Source organism: Jatrophihabitans fulvus, assembly GCF_054781375.1.
Window position 1 is genome coordinate 1 of record NZ_BAAGUN010000009.1, and the last position, 17,761, is coordinate 17,761.

Consider the following 17,761-nt stretch of genomic DNA (forward strand, 5'->3'; position numbering starts at 1 on the left):
CGCAGCACGCGGCGGGCGCGCCGGGCGGTGCGGGCGGTGCGGGCGGTGCGGGCGGTGCGGGCGGTGCGGGCGGTGCGGGCGGTGCGGGCGGTGCGGGCCGTGCGTCGGCGCCGCCGTCCGTCGAGATCCCGAAGTCGCCGGCCAGCCCGGCGAGGCCGGAGGCGTACCCCTGCCCGACGGCGCGGAACTTCCAGGCACCGCCACGCCGGTAGATCTCGCCGCACAGCAGCGCGGTCTCCTCGGCGGCCCGCATCGCGAAGATCGCGAGCTCCGCGCCGGTGGTGGCGTCGGCGACCGCCAGTTCGAGCCCGGACACCTGCCCGAAGGAGCCCCCGGAGGCGGCTGCGACGACGACGATCCGCTCCACGCCGGCGGGCAGGGCGGCGGTGTCGAGCTCGACCCGGTCACCGGTGCGTCCGTCCGGCGACGCCGGGAGCCGCCCCGCCAGCTGCACGGATCCGGACGGGTGTCGCGGCTGGTTGTAGAAGACGAAGTCCGCGTCGCTGTCCACCCGTCCGGACCCCTGCACCAGCAGCGCGCACGCGTCCACGTCCGGGCCGCCCGGCGTCGCCGTCCAGCGCACGGTCGCGACCAGCCTCTCGGCCGGGAGCGGGATGTTGCTGCCCATCTGCATGACGGTCATGGTCGGATCGTGCCAGAGCGTCCCGGGACGGAACGCCGATGTCACATACGCGTGGCATCATCCGCGGATGCGCCACTTCGCCTACCTGGACGAGGACGCCTGCGACCGCCTGTTCCTGCGTCCGCCGCAGCCGTTCTCGCCCCTGGACGACCCCGAACAGGTGGGGGTCGGCCTCGGCGCGACGCTGTACTGCCCGGCGACCCGTCCGCAGCTGGCGCAGGACATCCGGCGCCGGGCGGCGAGCGGGGTCACCAGCATCGTGGTGTGCCTCGAGGACTCCGTCCCCGATCACGAGCTCGACGCCGCCGAACGCAATGCCATCGCGCAGCTGCGCCTGCTCGCCCGCGGTGAGAACGCGGCGGACGGCGAGGACGGCGAGGACGGCGAGGACGGCAGGGCCCTGCCGATGATCTTCGTCCGGGTGCGGCACGAGCGCCAGATCCCGATGATCGTCGCCGAACTCGGCGACGCGCTGCCGGTGCTCACCGGCTTCGTCGTGCCGAAGTTCGACGAGGACACCGGTGGACCGTTCCTCGAGGCGGTCGTCGCGGCCGGTGTCGCGACCGGTCACCGCCTGCTGGTCATGCCCGTGCTCGAGACCGCCGCGCTCGCGCACATCGAGACCCGCGTCGACAGCCTGCTCGGCGCCCGGCGGCTCGTCGACAAGCACCGCGACCTCGTGCCGGCGGTGCGTATCGGTGCCACCGACCTGTCGTCGGCGTACGGCCTGCGGCGCGCGCGCGACCTCACCGTGTGGGACGTCCGCGTGGTCGCCGACGTGCTGTCGGCCGTCGTCAACGTGTTCGGACGGGTCGACGGCCCGGGCGCGCCCTACCCGGTGACCGGGGCGGTGTGGGAGTACTTCTCCGCGCCCGAGCGCATGTTCAAGCCGTTGCTGCGCGAGTCGCCGTTCGCCGCCCACGCCGATCGCGCGCTGCGCGCCGAGATCATCGCGAAGGACCTCGACGGCCTCATCCGCGAGATCGTCCTCGACCGGGCCAACGGCATCACCGGCAAGACGGTCATCCACCCCACCCACGTCGCTGCCGTGCACGCGCTGTCGGTGGTCGCGCACGAGGAGTGGATCGACGCCTGCGACGTGCTCGCCACCGGCGCCGCCGGCGGCGCGTCAGCCTCGCGCTACCGCAACAAGATGAACGAGAGCAAGCCGCACACGGCCTGGGCCGCGCGCACGATGCTGCGTGCCCACGCGTTCGGCGTGGCCCGCGAGGAGACGTCGTTCGTCGACCTCCTCGACGCCGGGCTGCACCCGTAGGCCAAGCTCTCCGGTGTGAATCCCGCAGCCGACGACCCGGGCTGGGTCACGCGCCGGCTGGGCGCGCGCCTGGTCACCGCGCCCGACGCCGCCCGTCCGCTCGACGAGCTCGTGCAGCTCGCCCTGCGCCGCAACCCGAAGCGGGCCCACCTGCTGGTGTCGCGCGTGCTGGGCAAGCACGTGCCCGTCGACCCCCGCGAGCTGCACGACCGTGGCCTCGAGCTGGGCGCCGCCGTCGCGGCCGTCATCGGCGCGCAGCCTGCGGCCGTGCTCGGGTACGCCGAGACGGCCACCGGCCTCGGACACTGCGTGGCCGAGGCACTGCACGCCGGCTACCTGCACTCCACGCGCCGTGCCGTCGCCACCGCCCGTGACCTCGCCGGGTTCGAGGAGGAGCACAGCCACGCCTCGAGTCACCAGTTGCTGCCCGAGCACCCGGACGACCTGCTGGGCGCCGACGTCGTCGTGCTCGTCGACGACGAGCTCTCGACCGGACGGACGGCGCGCAACACCGTCGCCGCGCTGCACGCGCTCGCGCCCCACCCGCACTACGTGGTCGCCGCGTTGGTCGACCTGCGCTCGGCCGACGACCGCGCCGCGTTCGTGTCGTTCGCCGACAGCCTCGGAGTGCGACTCGACGTCGTCGCGCTGTCGGCCGGCAGCATCGAGCTGCCGGACGGGTTCGCGGCGGCCGCCGCCGACCTCGTCGCCGCCGCACCGGTGCCGCAGTCGCGCGGGACCTCCGTACCGCCGGTCCTGCAGCACGGCGGGTGGCCCGCGGCGGTGGCGGACGGCGGGCGTCACGGCATCACTCCCGACGGCACCCGCGCCATGCGGACGGCCGCGGCCGGCGTGGCCGAGCGTCTCGCGCCGGAGCTCGGCGACGACGTGCTGGTGCTCGCCACCGAGGAGCTCATGTACGCCCCGACGCTGATCGGTGTCGAGCTCGCCGAGCGGGGTGTCCCCGTCCGCCTGTCGTCGACCACGCGGTCACCGGTGCTGGCGATCGACGAGGACGGGTACCCGATCCGCACGGCGATCACCTTCGGCAGCCACGACCCCGCGCTCGACGGCCCGGGACCGCGCTTCGCCTACAACGTCGCGCGGCCGCACCGGTGGAGCGACGTCGTCGTGGTCGTCGACACCGACGGCGACTCCGCGGCCCTGCGTTCGGGCCTGCTCACCGAGCTGGCCGGCCTGGCGAACCACGTGCACCTCGTGGTCGTGCCGACCCGGCACCCGTTGCCCGAGTCGCTGCACGGGCCCGACTTCGGCAGCTACGCCGCGGACGAGGTCACGTGGCTGCTCACCGACCTCTCGGACGTCCGGCTGGAGGCGCCGACCGAGGAGCGCGAGGAGGCCATCCAGTCGGGAGGCGCGCACTACGCCGAGTCGCTGCCGGTCGAGTACCAGCCCGACGCGTCGTACCTGCGGTTGTTCGACGACGCGCTCGCAGCGACCGCCGGGCGCATCGCCCACGCCGTCGGCGTCGTCACCGAGCTGGTCCTGGCCGAGCGGGGCGGTGACGGCCGCCGTCCGGTGCTCGCCTCACTGGCCCGCGCCGGCACTCCGGTGGGCGTGCTCATGCGCCGGTGGGCACGCTTCCGGCACGACATCGACCTGCCGCACCACACGATCAGCATCGTGCGCGGGCGCGGCATCGACACCGTCGCGCTGCGCTGGCTCGCCGAGCACCACGACCCGGCGGACGTCGTGTTCGTCGACGGGTGGACGGGCAAGGGCGCGATCACCCGCGAGCTCGACGCCGCGGTGGCGGACGCCAACCGGGAGCTCGGGGTCGCCTTCGACTCCGCGCTCGCGGTGCTCGCCGATCCCGGTGGCTGCGTCACGACCTTCGGCACCCGCGACGACTTCCTCGTGCCGTCCGCCTGCCTGAACTCGACGGTGTCCGGGCTCGTGTCGCGCACGGTGCTCAACGACCGCATCCTCGCGCCCGGACAGTTCCACGGCGCGAAGTTCTACCGCGAGCTGGCGGACGCGGACGTCTCGCGCCGGTTCCTCGACGCGATCTCCCAGCGGTTCGAGGCCGTCGCCGGTGACGTGGACGCCGACTGGCCGGTGCTGCAGAAGTCCGACCGAACGCCGACCTGGGCGGGCTGGGCCGAGATCGAGCGCATCAGCGAGCAGTACGGCATCGGCGACGTCACGCTGGTCAAGCCCGGCGTGGGGGAGACGACGCGGGTGCTGCTGCGGCGCGTGCCCTGGCAGGTGCTCGTGCGGCCCGACGCCGCCGCCGACCTCGCCCACGTGCGGCTGCTCGCCGAGCAGCGCGGCGTCCCCGTCGTCGAGGTCGAGGGTCTGACGTACAGCTGCGTCGGGCTCATCCACCCCCGCTTCACCCGCGGCGCCACCGGCTCCGACGGACGGGCCGCATCGTGAGCGTCCCCGCGATGATCGCGAGCGATCTCGACCTGACGCTCATCTACTCGCGTCGCGCGATCGCGCGCTGGGGCGGCGAGGCGGACGCGGTCGCGGCGGTCGAGGTCTACCAGGGTGCCGACTCCGCGTTCATGACCGCGAACGCCGCCGCGCGCCTCGCCCGGCTGGGCGACCGCGTCCCCGTCGTGCCGACCACCACCCGCACGCCCGAGCAGCTCGCGCGGGTGCGGTTGCCCGGTGCGGGCCGGTACGCGGTGGCGGCCAACGGCGGCATCCTGCTGGTCGACGGCGAACCCGATCCCGACTGGGGCCGCGTGGTGGCGCAGCGGCTACGCGGAGGGTTGCCCGTCGACGACGTGCACGCGCACGCGCTGCAGGTCTGTGCACCCGAGTGGACCACGCTCGTCCGTGTCGCCAGCGAGCTGTTCGTCTACGCCGTCCTCGACCGGGCGGCGCTGCCCGACGGGTTCGTCGACGAGCAGACGGCCTGGGCGGACGCCCATGGCTGGCGGGTCTCGCTGCAGGGGCGCAAGCTCTACTGGGTGCCGCGCGGGCTGACGAAGAGCGCTGCCGTGGCGGAGGTCGCCGCGCGACTCGAGGCCGGACGGGTGCTCGCGGCCGGCGACTCGCTGCTCGACAGCGATCTGCTGTCCGCCGCCGACGCGGCGATCGCGGCACGGCACGGCGAGCTGGTAGAGGCCGACGCCGTCCCCGGCGGGGTCGAGGTCACCGGAGCCGTGGGCATCGACGCGGGCGAGGAGATCGTCGCCTGGTTCGCGGCCTCGCTGGTGCCCGTCGGCTGACCGCGCCGGACACGACGACGCCGCGCCGACCCGGGGGCCGACGCGGCGTCGAGACGTGCGGACGTCACCTATGGCGGCGCCACACGACGAACAGCACGATCGCGAGCAGCGCCGCGATCGGCGGGGCGAGCCGCTTGGCGACGGCCGGGCCCGCGGACTCGATCAGATTGATCGGCTCGACCTCACGCTGCGGACGCTTCGCCGTGGTCGCCCCGTTCGCCGAGGCCACCGGGGCGGCCGCCACCGGCGCCGCGGTCGGTGCTCCTGCCGGGGCCGCAGCCGCCGCAGCCGCCGCGGCCGCCGCGGCGGCGGGCTCCGCCGGGCCCGGGGCGGTCGGCTGCGGTTCGGGGTGCCGTCCGGTCGACGCCTCCTCGGCGGGCGCGGCGGCAGGTGCCGCCGCGGGTGCCGCCGCGGGTGCCTCGGCGGTGTCCGCGGCGCCGTTGCCGCGGATCTCCTCGGCCAGGTTGTCGGCGAAGATGCCGATCAACTTGTTGCCGACGTCGACCATGACGCCCCGGCCGAACTGCGCCGGCTTGCCGGTGATGTCGAGGTCGGTGTCGACCTTGACGTGCGTCTCGCCGCCTCGCTCGGACAGCGTCGCGGTGACCTTGGCGGACGCCGTGCCGTTGCCCCGGGCGTCCTTGCCCCGGGCGTCGATCACGGCACGGTGCGCCGCCTCGTTCTTCTCCACGAAACTGGCCTTGCCCTTGTAGGTCAGCCCGATCGGTCCGAGCTTGACCTTCACGCTGCCGGTGAAGTCGTCACCGGTGACGGAGTCGACCGACGCGCCCGGCATGCAGGGGCCGATGCGCTCGATGTCGAGCAGGATCTTCCACGCGTCGTCGATGCCCGTCGGCACGGTGAAGGAGTGCTCGAGTTTCACGCTGGGGTCTCCGTTCGGTGAGGGGTGGTCAGCCGACCGCGTTGAGCACGGCGCGCTTCGTCAGCACCCGGGCGAGGTGCTCACGGTAGTCGGACTTGCCGTTGAGGTCGGACGGCGCGTTCGTGCCCTCGGCCGCGTGCTCGGCCGCGGCACCGATGGCCTCGGGCGAGACGTCGGAGCCAGCGAGCGCCGACTCGACCGCCTTCGCGCGCAGCGGCGTCGAGCCCATGTTGGTGAGCCCGATGCGCGCCTCGCTGATCGACCCGTTCTCGCGCTTCACGAGGGCGGCGACGGCCACGATCGACCACGCCTGCGCGACGCGGTTGAACTTCTCGTAGTGCGACGACCAGCCGGCACCCAGCTTGGGCACGCGGATCGAGGTCAGGATCTCGTCCTCGGACAGCGCCGTCGTGAGGTAGTCCTGGAAGAACTCGTCCGCGCCGATCGACCGCTCGCCGCCCGGACCCGCGGCGTTGAACTGCACGCCGAGGGCCAGCGCCACGGCGCCCAGGTCGCCCGCCGGGTCGGCGTGCGCGAGGGCGCCGCCGAAGGTGCCGCGGTGGCGCACCTGCGGGTCGGCGACGGTCTCCGTCGCCTGGGCGATCAGCGGCGCGTGCTCGGCCACCAGCGGGTCGTGCATCACGTCGTGGTGCGTCGTGGCCGCGCCGATGACGATGGCGTCGCCGTCGTCGCGGACGCCGCGCATCTCGTCGACCTTGCTGACGTCGATGACGTGCGTCGGGTACGCCAGGCGCAGCCGCAGGATGGGGATGAGCGACTGGCCGCCGCCCAGCACCTTGGCGTCCTCGCCGGCCGACTGCAGGGCCGAGACGGCCTCGCCGACGGAATTCGCGCGGGTGTACTCGAATTCGACGGGAATCATCAGCCGTTGCCTCCGTCCGAGGTGGTGGTACTCGCTCCGCCGTAGGCGTTGGTGCCCTCACCGGCGCGGTCGGCGTGCTCCGAGCCGTGAATGGCCCGCCACACCCGCTCGGGGGTGGCCGGCATGCGGATGTCGTTCACGCCGAAGGGCCGCAGCGCGTCGACGATCGCGTTGATCACGGCCGGGGTGGACGCGATCGTGCCGGCCTCGCCGACGCCCTTGACGCCGAGCGGGTTGGACGTCGCCTTGGTCTCGGTGCGGTCGGTGACGAACGACGGCAGGTCGGCCGCGGACGGCAGCGTGTAGTCGACGAAGGTGCCCGTCGTCAGGTTGCCGTCGTCGTCGAAGACGGCCTCCTCGAAGAGTGCCTGAGCGATGCCCTGCGCGAGCCCGCCGTGCACCTGGCCCTCGATGATGAGCGGATTGATCGGGGTGCCGATGTCGTCGACGCAGACGTACTTGCGGATCGTCGCCTCGCCCGTCTCGGTGTCGATCTCCATGGCGCACAGGTGCGTGCCGTGCGGGTAGCTGAAGTTCTCCGGGTCGTACACGGCGTCGGAGTCGAGCGAGGGCTCGATGCCGTCGGGCAGGTTGTGCGCCATGAACGCGGCGAACGCGATCTCGCCGATCGCCATGGACGTGCCCGGCGACCCCTTCACCGAGAACGAGCCGTTGCTGAACTCCAGATCGTCCTCGTTGGCCTCCATCAGGTGGGCCGCGATCACCTTCGCCTTGGCGATGACCTTCTCGGCCGCCTTGACGATCGCGATGCCACCGACGGCCAGCGAACGCGAACCGTAGGTGTCGAGACCCTTGGGCGACGACTGGGTGTCGCCGTGGATGACCTCGACGTCCTCGAACGCCACCCCGAGCTGGTCGGCGACGATCTGGCTGAACGCCGTCTCGTGGCCCTGGCCGTGCGGGCTGGCGCCCGTGACGACCTCGACCTTGCCGGTGGCCAGCATGCGGATGTGCGCGGACTCCCAGCCGCCGGCGCCGTAGTCGAGCGAGCCGAGCACGCGCGACGGGGCGAGGCCGCACATCTCGGTGAACGTCGAGATGCCGAGGCCCAGCTGCACCGGGTCCTTGCGCTCACGGCGTTCGGCCTGCTCGCGGCGCAACTCGTCCCAGCCGATGAGTTCGAGCGCCTTGTCGGTGGCGGCCTCGTAGTTGCCCGAGTCGTAGGTCAGCGAGCTGACCATCGTGTACGGGAACTCCTCGTGCTTGATCCAGTTCTTGCGGCGCAGCTCCATCGGGTCCATGCCGAGCTCGACGGCGAGCTCGTCCATGATCCGCTCGATGGCGAACGTCGCCTCGGGACGGCCGGCGCCCCGGTAGGCGTCCGTCGGCGTCTTGGTCGTGAAGATGCCGTCGCACACGAACCGGTAGGACGGGAACTTGTAGATGCCGGGGAACATGAACGCGCCGAGGATCGGCACGCCGGGACCCACGAGGCGCAGGTAGGCGCCCATGTCGGCGAGCAGGTGCACGTCCAGGCCGGTGACGGTGCCGTCGCGCTTGGCCGTGATCGTGATGTCCTGGATCTGGTCACGGCCGTGGTGGGCGCTCATCAGCGACTCGGAGCGGGACTCGGTGTACTTGGCCGGCTTGCCCAGCTTGCGGGCGACGAGGACGGTGATGACCTCCTCGGGCGTGACCGGGATCTTGCCGCCGAAGCCGCCGCCGACGTCGGGCGCGACGACGCGCACCTTGTGCTCGTCGATGCCGAGCGTCAGCGCGAGCATGGTGCGCAGGATGTGCGGGATCTGGGTCGCCGAGTGCACCAGGATGCCGTCGCCGACGGGCTGCACCAGGGTCGAGCGCGGCTCCATGAACGCCGGGATCAGGCGCTGCTGGATGAACCGGCGGGACACCGTGACCTCGGCCTCGTCCAGCGCCTGCTGGATCGGCGTGCCGGTGCCGGCCTCCCCGGACTCGAAGGCCCAGGTGTAGCTCTTGTTCGACTCGGTGTTCGGGTGGACGAGCGTCGCGCCGTCCTTGACCGCCTCCTCCATGTCGAGGACGGCCGGCAGCGGCTCGTAGTCGACGTCGATGGCCTCGAGCGCGTCCTGGGCCTCGGCCTTCGTGCGGGCGGCGACGACGGCGACGGCCTCGCCGACGTGGTTGACCTGCGTGACGGCGAGCGCCGGGGCGCCCGGGTTCACCATGTCGGGCGTGACCGGCCAGGCGCAGGGCAGGTTGCCCTGGGTCTCGGCGAAGTCCTGGCCCGAGAACACCGCGATGACGCCCGGACGGCTCTTGGCCTCGGACACGTCGATGTTCGTGATCTTGGCGTGCGCCATCGGGCTGCGCAGGATCGCCAGGTGCACCATGCCCGGGACCGTCATGTTGTCGGTCCAGGTGGTGCGCCCGGTGATGAGGTGGTGGTCCTCCTTGCGCCGGCGCGACTGCCCGATCTGGGCGGAGCGTTCCTCGACTGCCGTCATGCCTTCACTCCCTGCTGCGCCGCGGCCTGCACGGACTTGACGATGTTCTGGTAGCCCGTGCAGCGGCAGAGGTTGCCCTCGATGCCCTCGCGGATCTCCTGCTCCGACGGGTTCGCGTTGTTCTTCAGCAGGTCGCGGCAGGCCATGATCATGCCGGGCGTGCAGAACCCGCACTGCAGACCGTGGTTCTCGTGAAAGGCCTGCTGCATCGGGTCGAGCGTCCCGTCCTCGGCCTGCAGGCCCTCGATGGTGGTGACCTCGCTGCCGTCGGCCTGGACGGCCAGCACCGTGCAGCTCTTGACGCTCTGGCCGTCGAGTTCGACGGTGCAGGCGCCGCAGTTGCTGGTGTCGCAGCCGACCACCGTGCCGACCTTGCCCAGCTGTTCGCGCAGGTAGTGCACGAGCAACGTGCGCGGTTGGACGTCGTCCGCGTAGTTCACGCCGTCGACAGTGACGTTGATCTTGGTCATCGAGCCTCCACTGGACCGTGTCCGACGTCCCCGAAACTATCGGGGTGTGACGACGATTACGAGGAGTCCGGCGCCTGGCTGTTCGGCTAGTTCGCGGCCGGGCCGTCCACGAGTCCTGAATTGCGGTGGATCGGGCCCGATACCTGCCGCAACTGCGCCCCGCTGCCGCCCCACCGGGATCCGATGATCTCGGCGGCGACCGACACCGCGGTCTCCTCGGGCGTGCGGCCGCCGATGTCCAGACCGATCGGGGCGTGCAGTCGGGCCAGGTCGTCGTCGGTGAACCCGAGTTCCTTGAGCCGGGCCGCGCGGTCGTCGTTCGTCCGCCTCGACCCCATGGCACCGAGGTAGGCCAGCGGGCGGCGCAGGGCGACCTCGAGCAGCGGCACGTCGAACTTCGGGTCGTGGGTGAGCACGCAGACGACCGTCCGGCTGTCGGTCGCGGTGGCGGCCAGGTACCGGTGCGGCCACTCGACCACGACCTCGTCGGCGTCCGGGAACCGCTTCGGGGTCGCGAACGTCGGACGGGCGTCGCACACGGTGACGCGGTAGCCGAGGAAGCTGCCGACCCGCGCGACGGCGGCCGCGAAGTCGATGGCGCCGAAGACGATCATGCGCGGCTTGGGGGCGAACGAGGCCACGAACACCTCGATGTCGTCGCCGCGCCGCTCACCGTCCGGCCCGTAACGGACGACGCCGGTCGTGCCCTGCTCGAGCAGGCCGACGGTGTCGTCGCGGACGGCGGCGTCGAGCCGCTCGCTGCCGAGGCTGCCGGAGGCCGAGTCCGGGCGCACCACCAGGCGCCGTCCGATGTGCTCGCCGCTGATCACGGTGGCCACGGCCACCGGACGCCCGGCCTCGATGTCCTCGGCGATGTCGCCCAGCTCGGGGAACGTCTCGCGGCTCACCGGCTCGACGAAGACGTCGATGATGCCGCCACAGGTCAGCCCGACCGTGAAGGCGTCGTCGTCGCTGACGCCGTAGCGCTGGAACACCGGCGTGCCCGAGTCGCGGGCCCGCTCGCCCAGTTCGTAGACCGCGCCCTCGACGCACCCGCCGGACACGCTGCCCACGGCGCTGCCGTCGGGGCCGACGAGCATCGCGGCCCCCGGCGGACGAGGAGCCGAACTCCACGTGTGCACGACGGTGCCCATGCCGACCGTCTCGCCGGCCCGCCACCAGGCGACGAGGTCCTGCAGCACGTCACGCATGGGACCACGGTAATCACGCGCGCACGCCGGCGGACCTGACGACTAGTACAGGCCCTGTGCGTAGGCGGGACCGTAGTAGCGCTCGAGCTCCTCGAGGCTGTCGTCCGGCCGCTCGAGCCGCTGCGCGATCGCGGCGCGTGAGGGCACGGCGTCGGGCGCCCAGCTGTCGGGTTGCCACAACCGGCTGCGCAGGAACGCCTTCGCGCAGTGGAAGAAGACCTCCTCGACGTGCACGACCAGCGCGAGCAGCGGACGGTGGCCCTCGACGACCAATCCGTCGAACCACGGCGCGTCCGCGACCAGCTCGGCAGTGCCGTTGACGCGCAGCGTGTCGCCGCGTCCCGGGACGAGGGACAACAGGCCCACGTGCGGGTTCGCGAGCACGTTGCGGAACCCGTCGACGCGGCGGTTGCCGGGCCGCTCGGGCACGACGACGGTCACGTCGTCGAGCACGTGGAGGAGGCCGGCCGGGTCGCCCTTGGGCGAGACGTCGCAGCGGCCGGACGTGTCGGCCGTGGCCACGAGGCAGAACGGCGACGCGGCGAGCCAGGTGCGGTCGACGTCGTCGAGGCGGCTGCGGACCTTGTCCCTGACCCGGGGCAGTGGTTCACCCACGAGGGCGGTGAGTTCGTCCTCGGACGTGATGCGGCGCGTCGTCACCCCCCGATGGTTGCACCGGCCGCTAGCAGGACGCGATGACGTCGGCGAGGTCCTCCAGAGCCTCCAGGGTGTGGCCGGCGACGAGCTGGTCGAGATGGGGCAGGGCGGCGCTCATGCCCGCGGTGACGGGGGCGAAGCCGTCCTTGCCGCGATGGGGGTTGACCCAGACGAACGTGTGGGCGAGCCGCTGCAGGCGTGCGCTCTGCTCGCCGAGCAGCGACGCGTCGCCGCGCTCCCAGCCGTCCGAGGCGAGCACGACGACCGCCCGACGGGCGGTGCCGCGCTGTCCCCACAGGTCCAGGAAGGCGCGCAGTGCCTCGCCGATGCGGGTGCCGCCGCTCCAGTCGGGGATGGCCGCGCCCGCCGCCCGCAACGCCTGGTCGGGATCGCGCAGCCGCAGCGGACGGGTGATGCGGGTGAGCCGGGTGCCGATGGTGAACACCTCGGTGTTGGCCGGCGCCACGCGCACCGCGGCGTGGGCGAAGCGCAGCAGCACGTCGGCGTACGGCGACATCGAGCCGCTGACGTCGAGCAGCAGGACCAGCCGGCGGGGTTTGGTGCGCGGACGGTGCCGGGCCAGGTGCGATAGCTCGCCGCCGTCACGCAGCATGCGGCGGACGGTGTGACGCACGTCGATGCCGTCCCGACCACGTGGCCGGGTGCGGCGGGTGACGCGCCGGCCGATGCGCGGCGCGAGCAGGGCAACGAGCTGCAGCACCTCGGCGCGCTCGGCGTCGGTCATCGTGGCGACGTCGCGGTGCCGCAGGATCTCGCTGTCGCTCGCGGCGGCGCGCAGTTGTTCGTCGTCCTGCTCGACGTCGGCGCCCGTGTCGGTGGCGCCGCCGAGCGGGCGCAGCTGCAGCACCTGCCCCGGCGTGCCTCCCGGGCGTGGGCCGGGCAGCGGGGGAGTGCGGCCGCGGAACCACATGTCGAACACGGCGTCGTACGTCGGCAGGTCGTCCGGCTCGGCGCACAGCGTGAGCCGGCCCGTCCAGTAGACCTGTTCGGCGTCCCGGACGTCGACGTGTGTGAGGGCCTCCAGCGCTCCTGCCAGCCGGGTGGCGTCGGCGGCGACGCCGTTCGCGCGCAACACGCGGGCGAACCCGGCCATGGTGACGACCGGGTCGGCAAGAGGGCCGGCGCTCGTCATTTCGACAGGATCGCGTCCAGGTTCGCGCGCACCCGCGCAATGTCCTCGTGGTACTTGAGCACGGCGCCGAGCGTCTCCTCGGCGGTGGCGGTGTCGAGGTTCGTCGCACCCAGTACGTGCAGGGCCTGCGTCCAGTCGATGGTCTCGGCGATGCCGGGCGGCTTGAGCAGATTCTGCTCGCGCAGCGCCGCGACGGCACGCGCCACCTGCTCGGCCAGCTGCTCGGACGCCTCCGGTACGCGGCGGCGCAGGATGGCCACCTCGCGTCCGAACTCGGGGTGGGCCACCCAGTGGTAGAGGCAGCGCCGCTTCAGCGCGTCGTGCACCTCGCGGGTGCGATTGGACGTGATGACGACCAGCGGCGGACGCTCCGCGGTCACGGTGCCCAGCTCGGGGATCGTCACCGAGTTCTCCGCCAGCACCTCGAGCAGGAACGCCTCGAACTCGTCGTCCGCGCGGTCGATCTCGTCGATGAGCAGTGTCGAGGGTGACGTCTCGAGCGCCTGCAGGATCGGCCGCGCCACCAGGAACCGGCGGTCGTACAGATCGGCCTCGGCGGTCCGGGCGTCGTCGCCCGCGGCGCGCAGGTGCAGCACCTGGCGGGGAAAGTCCCAGTCGTACAGGGCCTGTGCGGCGTCGATGCCCTCGTAGCACTGCAACCGCACCAGGGGTGACTCGGTGATCGCCGCCAACGCGTGCGCCAGCGCCGTCTTGCCGACGCCGGGGTCGCCCTCGCAGAACAGCGGACGTCCCATCCGCATCGCGAGGAAGGCGGCCGTCGCCAGCCCCGCATCGGGCAGGTAACCGGCACCGTCCAGCGCGGCGGCGACGTCGGACGGCGAGCTGAACTCGGGCATGCCCCTAGCGAACACGACGGCGCAGTTCGCGGCCACTGCCCGGGGGGTCAGGGTGCACGGTCGGCGGACGGGCCCCGGCGGGAAGCGCGGTCCGGACGTCGGGCGACGTCGGCGTCACCGGGCCGGAGGTGTCGTCCCCGAGCTGGACCTGTCCCGTGAAAGACCTGTCCCGTGAAGACACCTGTCCCGTGAAAACAATTGAGAGGGCTTCACGAGAGGGCTTCACGAGAGGGCTTCACGAGAGGGCTTCAAGAGAGGGCTTCACGAGAGGGCCGCCGACGATGAGGAGCCGGCGTCGCCGTGCCGCCGTCGGGCCATGAAGATCGCGCCCGGAGCCGGACCTGCTCGTCGAAGTCCAGCCTGAACGGGTCTCGTGAAGGGGTCTCGTGAAGGGGTCTCGTGAAGGGGTCTCAATTGTTCTCGGACGAGGACACCGCTGCTCGGCGCGGCCCGGGCAGGATGGGCGGGTGCGTATCGCGGGCGTGGTGCTCGCCGCCGGCGGCGGACGCCGGATGGGCAGGCCCAAGGCGGAGGTCGTGGTCGGCGGCGTCCGGCTGCTCGACCGCGCGGTCGCCGCGCTGCGCGGGGGCGGGTGCGATCCGGTGCTCGCGGTGGTCCGGGACGGGACGGCGGTCGACGGCGCCGTGCCGGTGGTCAATCCCGACCCGTCCCGGGGGCAGCGGTCATCGCTGGAACTCGCGGTCGAGGTGGCCGCCGACGCGGATGCCCTCGCCGTCCTGCTCGTCGACACGCCCGGGATCGGCGCGGACGCCGTCGCCGCCGTCCTCGCAGGCTGGACACCCGGCCGGGTCGCCGTCGCGTCGTTCGGCGGACGGCGCGGCCACCCCACCGTCATGTCGCCCGGCCTCTGGCGCGCCGCCCTCGAGCTCGCCGGGCCCGACGAGGGCGCCCGCGCGCTGCTGCGACGGCGTCCGGAGCTGGTCGACGAGGTCCCGGTCGCGGGAGACCCGTCCGACCTGGACACTCCCGAGGACCTCGCCCGCTGGTCCGGTGTCGAGAACACCTGACCGGCTCCGACGTCCCTGCTGAGACGGCGAGCGCCGTCGCGAGAGGAGACCACCGTGAAGTACGTCGTCCTGATCCACTCCAACCCGCAGCCGTGGGGCCACCCCACCGGTGACCACAACGCCGAGTTCCAGCAGCTGCCGGCCGAGGAGCGCGCGGCGATGGAACGCGACTTCGAGGCGCTGCTGACCGAGCTGACCGAGCGGGGCGAACTGCTGGGTGGCGAGGCGCTCGGCGACCCCGCGGCGGCCCGGCTGTACCGCTGGGACGGTGGCCCCGCCGTCACGGACGGTCCGTACTCCGAGACGAAGGAGCACCTCGCCGGCTTCTTCCTCCTCGACGTCGAGAGCCCGGAGCGGGCCGATGAGATCGCCCGGCGGTTCGCCAGCCCCGGCGACGTCGCCGAACTCCGGCCGACGATGTGGCCCGGCGGTGCCGATCAGGAGTGACGACCAGGAGCCCGTTCGAGGACGTGTGGCGCCGCGAGACGCCGCACGTCCTCGGCGCGCTCGTACGCCGCTACGGTGACATCGGCGCCTGCGAGGACGCCGTGCAGGAGGCGCTGCTGGCGGCGTCGCGGCAGTGGCCGGAGCAGGGAATCCCGGACAGTCCCCGCGGCTGGTTGCTCCGGGTGGCGTCGCGACGGCTCGTCGACCACCGCCGCAGCGACACCGCGCGCGAGCTGCGCGAACGTGCGGACGTCGACGCCCCGCCGCCGGGACCGGTGTCCGAGCGGGACGACAGCCTCCACCTGCTGCTGCTGTGCTGTCACCCCGCGCTGCCCCGTCCCGCCCAGGTCGCACTGACCCTGCGGGCGGTCGGCGGCCTCACCACCCGCCAGATCGCCGCCGCCCACCTCGTGCCCGAGGCGACGATGGCTCAGCGGATCAGCCGGGCCAAGACCCTGCTGCGCGGGCACGACACGACCGTCGCGCCGGTGGGCGCCGCCGATCTCGCCGGCCGCGTCGCCGCCACTCTCGACGTCCTCTACCTGATCTTCAACGAGGGCTACGCGGCGTCGGCCGGTGAACGGCTGGTCGACGTCTCGCTGGCGGACGAGGCGATCAGGCTGACCCGGATGCTCGTCGACGCCCTGCCGGCGCACGACGAGGCGGCCGGGCTGCTCGCGTTGCAGGTGCTCACCCGTGCCCGCACTCCGGCGCGCGTCGACGCCGCGGGCGATCTCGTGCCGCTCGCCGAGCAGGACCGGTCGCGCTGGGACGCGTCCGCCGTGGCCGAGGGCATCGCGATCGTCGAGCGGACGCTGCCGCGCGGGCCCGTCGGGCCGTTCCAACTTCAGGCCGCGGTCGCGGCCGTGCACGCCGAGGCACGCCACTGGGCGGACACCGACTGGCCGCAGATCCGCGAGCTGTACCGCATGCTCGACCGCATCGCGCCGGGGCCGGCGGTGACGCTGAACCGGGCCGTCGCCGAGGCGATGGTCGAGGGTCCCGGCGCCGGCCTGACCCTGCTCGAACCGCTGCGGACGGACCCGGCGCTGCGGCGCAACCATCGCCTGCCCGCGGTTCGCGCACATCTGCTCGAACTCGCCGGACGGGCGGACGAGGCCGACACCGAGTACGCGGCGGCCGCGCGCCTGACGGCGAGCGCGCCCGAGCAGCGCTACCTGAACCGGAGACGCGAGCGGCTCAGCCGAAGCCGCGGGCGTCCTGCTTGAGGGCGGTGTCGACGGCCACGCCGGCCGCGACGACGAGCGAGCGCAGCGGGTCCTCGAGCGGACGGTGGATCTGCACCACGTAGTTGTCGGCCGTGGTGAACATCGTCTTCGCCAGGCCCTCCCACGTCTTGGTGATGCGGGCGACCTCGACGTTCTGGTGGTCGAGGATCGCGAAGTTCCACGCCCGCCAGTTCTCGCCCTGGATCATGCCGTACTGGTGTCCGCCCGACTCGAGTCCGAAGCGGATCTTGCCGAACGCGTTCTGCTGGACGATCTGGCCGATCTCGCGGCCGGCGGGGTCCTCGACGATGACGCGGGACTTGATGAGCTTCGCCGGACGGGTGATCGCCAGCACCGGGGTGCCGTTGGCGTCGACGACCTGGAGCTTGTGCGTCATGTACTGGTCGTAGGAGGTCAGGATGCGCGCGGCCTTCTTCAGGGCGCTCTGCCCGACCTGACGGACGGCGCCGATCTGGCGGGCGTTCGCGTCGTAGATCGCGTACTCGTTGTTGACCTCGATCAGCTTGGCCTTCTGGTTGATGACCAGGACCGGCTCGGTGAACAGCGAGCCGCCGCCCTGCCAGCCCGCCTCGCCGGCGTATCCCGCGCGCTGCACGTCGCCGCGGACCTTGTTCGGGTCGCGCTGCACGGTGGGGACGTGCCCGGGCACGCCGGGCGGGTCGATGCTCTGGCGGCCGTGCGAATGCACGTGCTCGGTCCACTGGGTGCCGTCGAAGTAGCGCTGCTCGTGCTTGCCCGAGGGGTCGGCGTACCAGCCGGGCGGAGTCTGCGACTGCGTCATGCGCGTGATCCTAGGTGGGAACCGACGATCAGGTGAGGCGGCGGATGCCGGCACGGTGGCGTTGCGCGAGCTGGGGGTAATACGTCGGGTTCATCTGCACCCAGAACTCCGCCGGGGTGCCGGCGATGTCGCCCTTGACCTTGGCGGGGGAGCCGAGCGCGATCACCCCCGGCGGGATCTGCGTCCCCGGCGTCACCAGCGACCCGGCCGCCACCATCGAACCCGCCCCGACGCGGGCACCGTCGAGCACGGTGCTGCCGTTGCCCACGAGCGCGTTCTCCTCGAGCACGGCACCGTGCACCAGCACGAGGTGCGCGACGGTGGCGCCCACGCCGATCTCGGTGGTGGTGTCGGGCGTCGTGTGGATCACCGCGTTGTCCTGGATGTTGGCCCGCTCCCGCACGACGATCGGACCGTCGTCGCCGCGCAGCACCGCGCCGTACCAGACCGAGGCGCCCGCCTCGATCGTCACGTCGCCGATGATCGTCGCCGTCGGCGCGATCCACGCGTCCTCGGCGATCGACGGGGCCGCGCCCTCGTACTCGAAGAGGTTCATGCCTGCATCCTGCCGG

At 72.7% G+C, this 17,761-nt stretch carries 17 protein-coding genes; 6 read left to right on the forward strand and 11 right to left on the reverse strand.

Going from position 1 to position 17,761, the window contains the following annotated elements; translation table 11 throughout:
• Positions 1-643: TerD family protein (locus ACYVP9_RS22655; protein WP_460607261.1), on the reverse strand; the 643-nt coding region annotated here is incomplete at its 3' end.
• A gap of 67 nt (positions 644-710) precedes the next feature.
• Between ACYVP9_RS22655 and ACYVP9_RS22660 the strand changes: the two genes are divergently transcribed.
• From ACYVP9_RS22660 to ACYVP9_RS22670, 3 genes are read left to right on the forward strand one after another with little or no spacing between them, the layout of a single operon-like run.
• Positions 711-1,919: an HpcH/HpaI aldolase/citrate lyase family protein gene (locus ACYVP9_RS22660; protein ID WP_460607262.1), complete on the forward strand. Its 1,209-nt coding sequence runs from the start codon at positions 711-713 to the stop codon at positions 1,917-1,919.
• A gap of 15 nt (positions 1,920-1,934) precedes the next feature.
• Entirely contained in the window at positions 1,935-4,319 is a 2,385-nt protein-coding gene (locus ACYVP9_RS22665; protein WP_460607263.1) for a phosphoribosyltransferase, read from the forward strand.
• Positions 4,316-5,122, forward strand: coding sequence for an HAD family hydrolase (locus ACYVP9_RS22670; protein WP_460607264.1), 807 nt, complete (start codon positions 4,316-4,318; stop codon positions 5,120-5,122). Before ACYVP9_RS22665 ends, ACYVP9_RS22670 begins: the two co-directional genes overlap by 4 nt.
• Before the next feature lie 64 nt (positions 5,123-5,186).
• Here the strand turns inward: ACYVP9_RS22670 and ACYVP9_RS22675 are convergent, their stop codons facing one another.
• From ACYVP9_RS22675 to ACYVP9_RS22710, 8 genes are all read right to left on the reverse strand, one after another.
• Positions 5,187-6,005: an SRPBCC family protein gene (locus ACYVP9_RS22675; protein ID WP_460607265.1), complete on the reverse strand. Its 819-nt coding sequence runs from the start codon at positions 6,003-6,005 to the stop codon at positions 5,187-5,189.
• A gap of 28 nt (positions 6,006-6,033) precedes the next feature.
• Positions 6,034-6,888: an FAD binding domain-containing protein gene (locus tag ACYVP9_RS22680; RefSeq protein ID WP_460607266.1), complete on the reverse strand. Its 855-nt coding sequence runs from the start codon at positions 6,886-6,888 to the stop codon at positions 6,034-6,036.
• Positions 6,888-9,335, reverse strand: a complete 2,448-nt coding sequence (locus tag ACYVP9_RS22685; RefSeq protein ID WP_460607267.1) for a xanthine dehydrogenase family protein molybdopterin-binding subunit — start codon at positions 9,333-9,335, stop codon at positions 6,888-6,890. The genes ACYVP9_RS22680 and ACYVP9_RS22685 overlap by 1 nt, the downstream gene beginning before the upstream one ends.
• Entirely contained in the window at positions 9,332-9,805 is a 474-nt protein-coding gene (locus ACYVP9_RS22690) for a (2Fe-2S)-binding protein (protein WP_460607268.1), read from the reverse strand. The genes ACYVP9_RS22685 and ACYVP9_RS22690 overlap by 4 nt, the downstream gene beginning before the upstream one ends.
• 86 nt (positions 9,806-9,891) lie before the next feature.
• Complete coding sequence (locus tag ACYVP9_RS22695) at positions 9,892-11,016, reverse strand: XdhC family protein (RefSeq protein ID WP_460607269.1); 1,125 nt, start codon at positions 11,014-11,016, stop codon at positions 9,892-9,894.
• Positions 11,017-11,058: 42 nt separating this feature from the next.
• A complete protein-coding gene (locus tag ACYVP9_RS22700; protein WP_460607270.1) occupies positions 11,059-11,676 on the reverse strand; it encodes a pyridoxamine 5'-phosphate oxidase family protein in 618 nt (205 codons plus the stop codon).
• Positions 11,677-11,698: 22 nt separating this feature from the next.
• The gene (locus ACYVP9_RS22705) at positions 11,699-12,826 is read right to left on the reverse strand and encodes a vWA domain-containing protein (RefSeq protein WP_460607271.1); all 1,128 of its coding nucleotides are present in this window, start codon (positions 12,824-12,826) and stop codon (positions 11,699-11,701) included.
• The gene (locus ACYVP9_RS22710) at positions 12,823-13,683 is read right to left on the reverse strand and encodes an AAA family ATPase (RefSeq protein ID WP_460607272.1); all 861 of its coding nucleotides are present in this window, start codon (positions 13,681-13,683) and stop codon (positions 12,823-12,825) included. Before ACYVP9_RS22710 ends, ACYVP9_RS22705 begins: the two co-directional genes overlap by 4 nt.
• 467 nt (positions 13,684-14,150) lie before the next feature.
• Between ACYVP9_RS22710 and ACYVP9_RS22715 the strand changes: the two genes are divergently transcribed.
• Genes ACYVP9_RS22715 through ACYVP9_RS22725 form a run of 3 tightly spaced genes read left to right on the forward strand, consistent with a single transcriptional unit; the run spans position 14,151 to position 16,387 of the window.
• Positions 14,151-14,711, forward strand: a complete 561-nt coding sequence (locus tag ACYVP9_RS22715) for a nucleotidyltransferase family protein (RefSeq protein ID WP_460607273.1) — start codon at positions 14,151-14,153, stop codon at positions 14,709-14,711.
• A gap of 54 nt (positions 14,712-14,765) precedes the next feature.
• The gene (locus tag ACYVP9_RS22720) at positions 14,766-15,158 is read left to right on the forward strand and encodes a YciI family protein (RefSeq protein ID WP_460607274.1); all 393 of its coding nucleotides are present in this window, start codon (positions 14,766-14,768) and stop codon (positions 15,156-15,158) included.
• A complete protein-coding gene (locus tag ACYVP9_RS22725; RefSeq protein WP_460607275.1) occupies positions 15,155-16,387 on the forward strand; it encodes an RNA polymerase sigma factor in 1,233 nt (410 codons plus the stop codon). Before ACYVP9_RS22720 ends, ACYVP9_RS22725 begins: the two co-directional genes overlap by 4 nt.
• Here ACYVP9_RS22725 and ACYVP9_RS22730 read toward each other — a convergent pair.
• The gene (locus ACYVP9_RS22730) at positions 16,359-17,189 is read right to left on the reverse strand and encodes a phospholipid scramblase-related protein (RefSeq protein ID WP_460607276.1); all 831 of its coding nucleotides are present in this window, start codon (positions 17,187-17,189) and stop codon (positions 16,359-16,361) included. The genes ACYVP9_RS22725 and ACYVP9_RS22730 overlap by 29 nt on opposite strands.
• Before the next feature lie 28 nt (positions 17,190-17,217).
• A complete protein-coding gene (locus tag ACYVP9_RS22735; RefSeq protein WP_460607277.1) occupies positions 17,218-17,745 on the reverse strand; it encodes a gamma carbonic anhydrase family protein in 528 nt (175 codons plus the stop codon).
• Positions 17,746-17,761: the final 16 nt, after the last annotated feature.

Coding starts and splice junctions, on each gene's coding strand:
- ACYVP9_RS22660 (WP_460607262.1), top strand. CDS start 711: ATGCGCCACTTCGCCTACCTGGACGAGGACGCCTGCGACCGCCTGTTC.
- ACYVP9_RS22680 (WP_460607266.1), bottom strand. CDS start 6,888: ATGATTCCCGTCGAATTCGAGTACACCCGCGCGAATTCCGTCGGCGAG.
- ACYVP9_RS22685 (WP_460607267.1), bottom strand. CDS start 9,335: ATGACGGCAGTCGAGGAACGCTCCGCCCAGATCGGGCAGTCGCGCCGG.
- ACYVP9_RS22690 (WP_460607268.1), bottom strand. CDS start 9,805: ATGACCAAGATCAACGTCACTGTCGACGGCGTGAACTACGCGGACGAC.
- ACYVP9_RS22695 (WP_460607269.1), bottom strand. CDS start 11,016: ATGCGTGACGTGCTGCAGGACCTCGTCGCCTGGTGGCGGGCCGGCGAG.
- ACYVP9_RS22705 (WP_460607271.1), bottom strand. CDS start 12,826: ATGACGAGCGCCGGCCCTCTTGCCGACCCGGTCGTCACCATGGCCGGG.
- ACYVP9_RS22710 (WP_460607272.1), bottom strand. CDS start 13,683: ATGCCCGAGTTCAGCTCGCCGTCCGACGTCGCCGCCGCGCTGGACGGT.
- ACYVP9_RS22730 (WP_460607276.1), bottom strand. CDS start 17,189: ATGACGCAGTCGCAGACTCCGCCCGGCTGGTACGCCGACCCCTCGGGC.
- ACYVP9_RS22735 (WP_460607277.1), bottom strand. CDS start 17,745: ATGAACCTCTTCGAGTACGAGGGCGCGGCCCCGTCGATCGCCGAGGAC.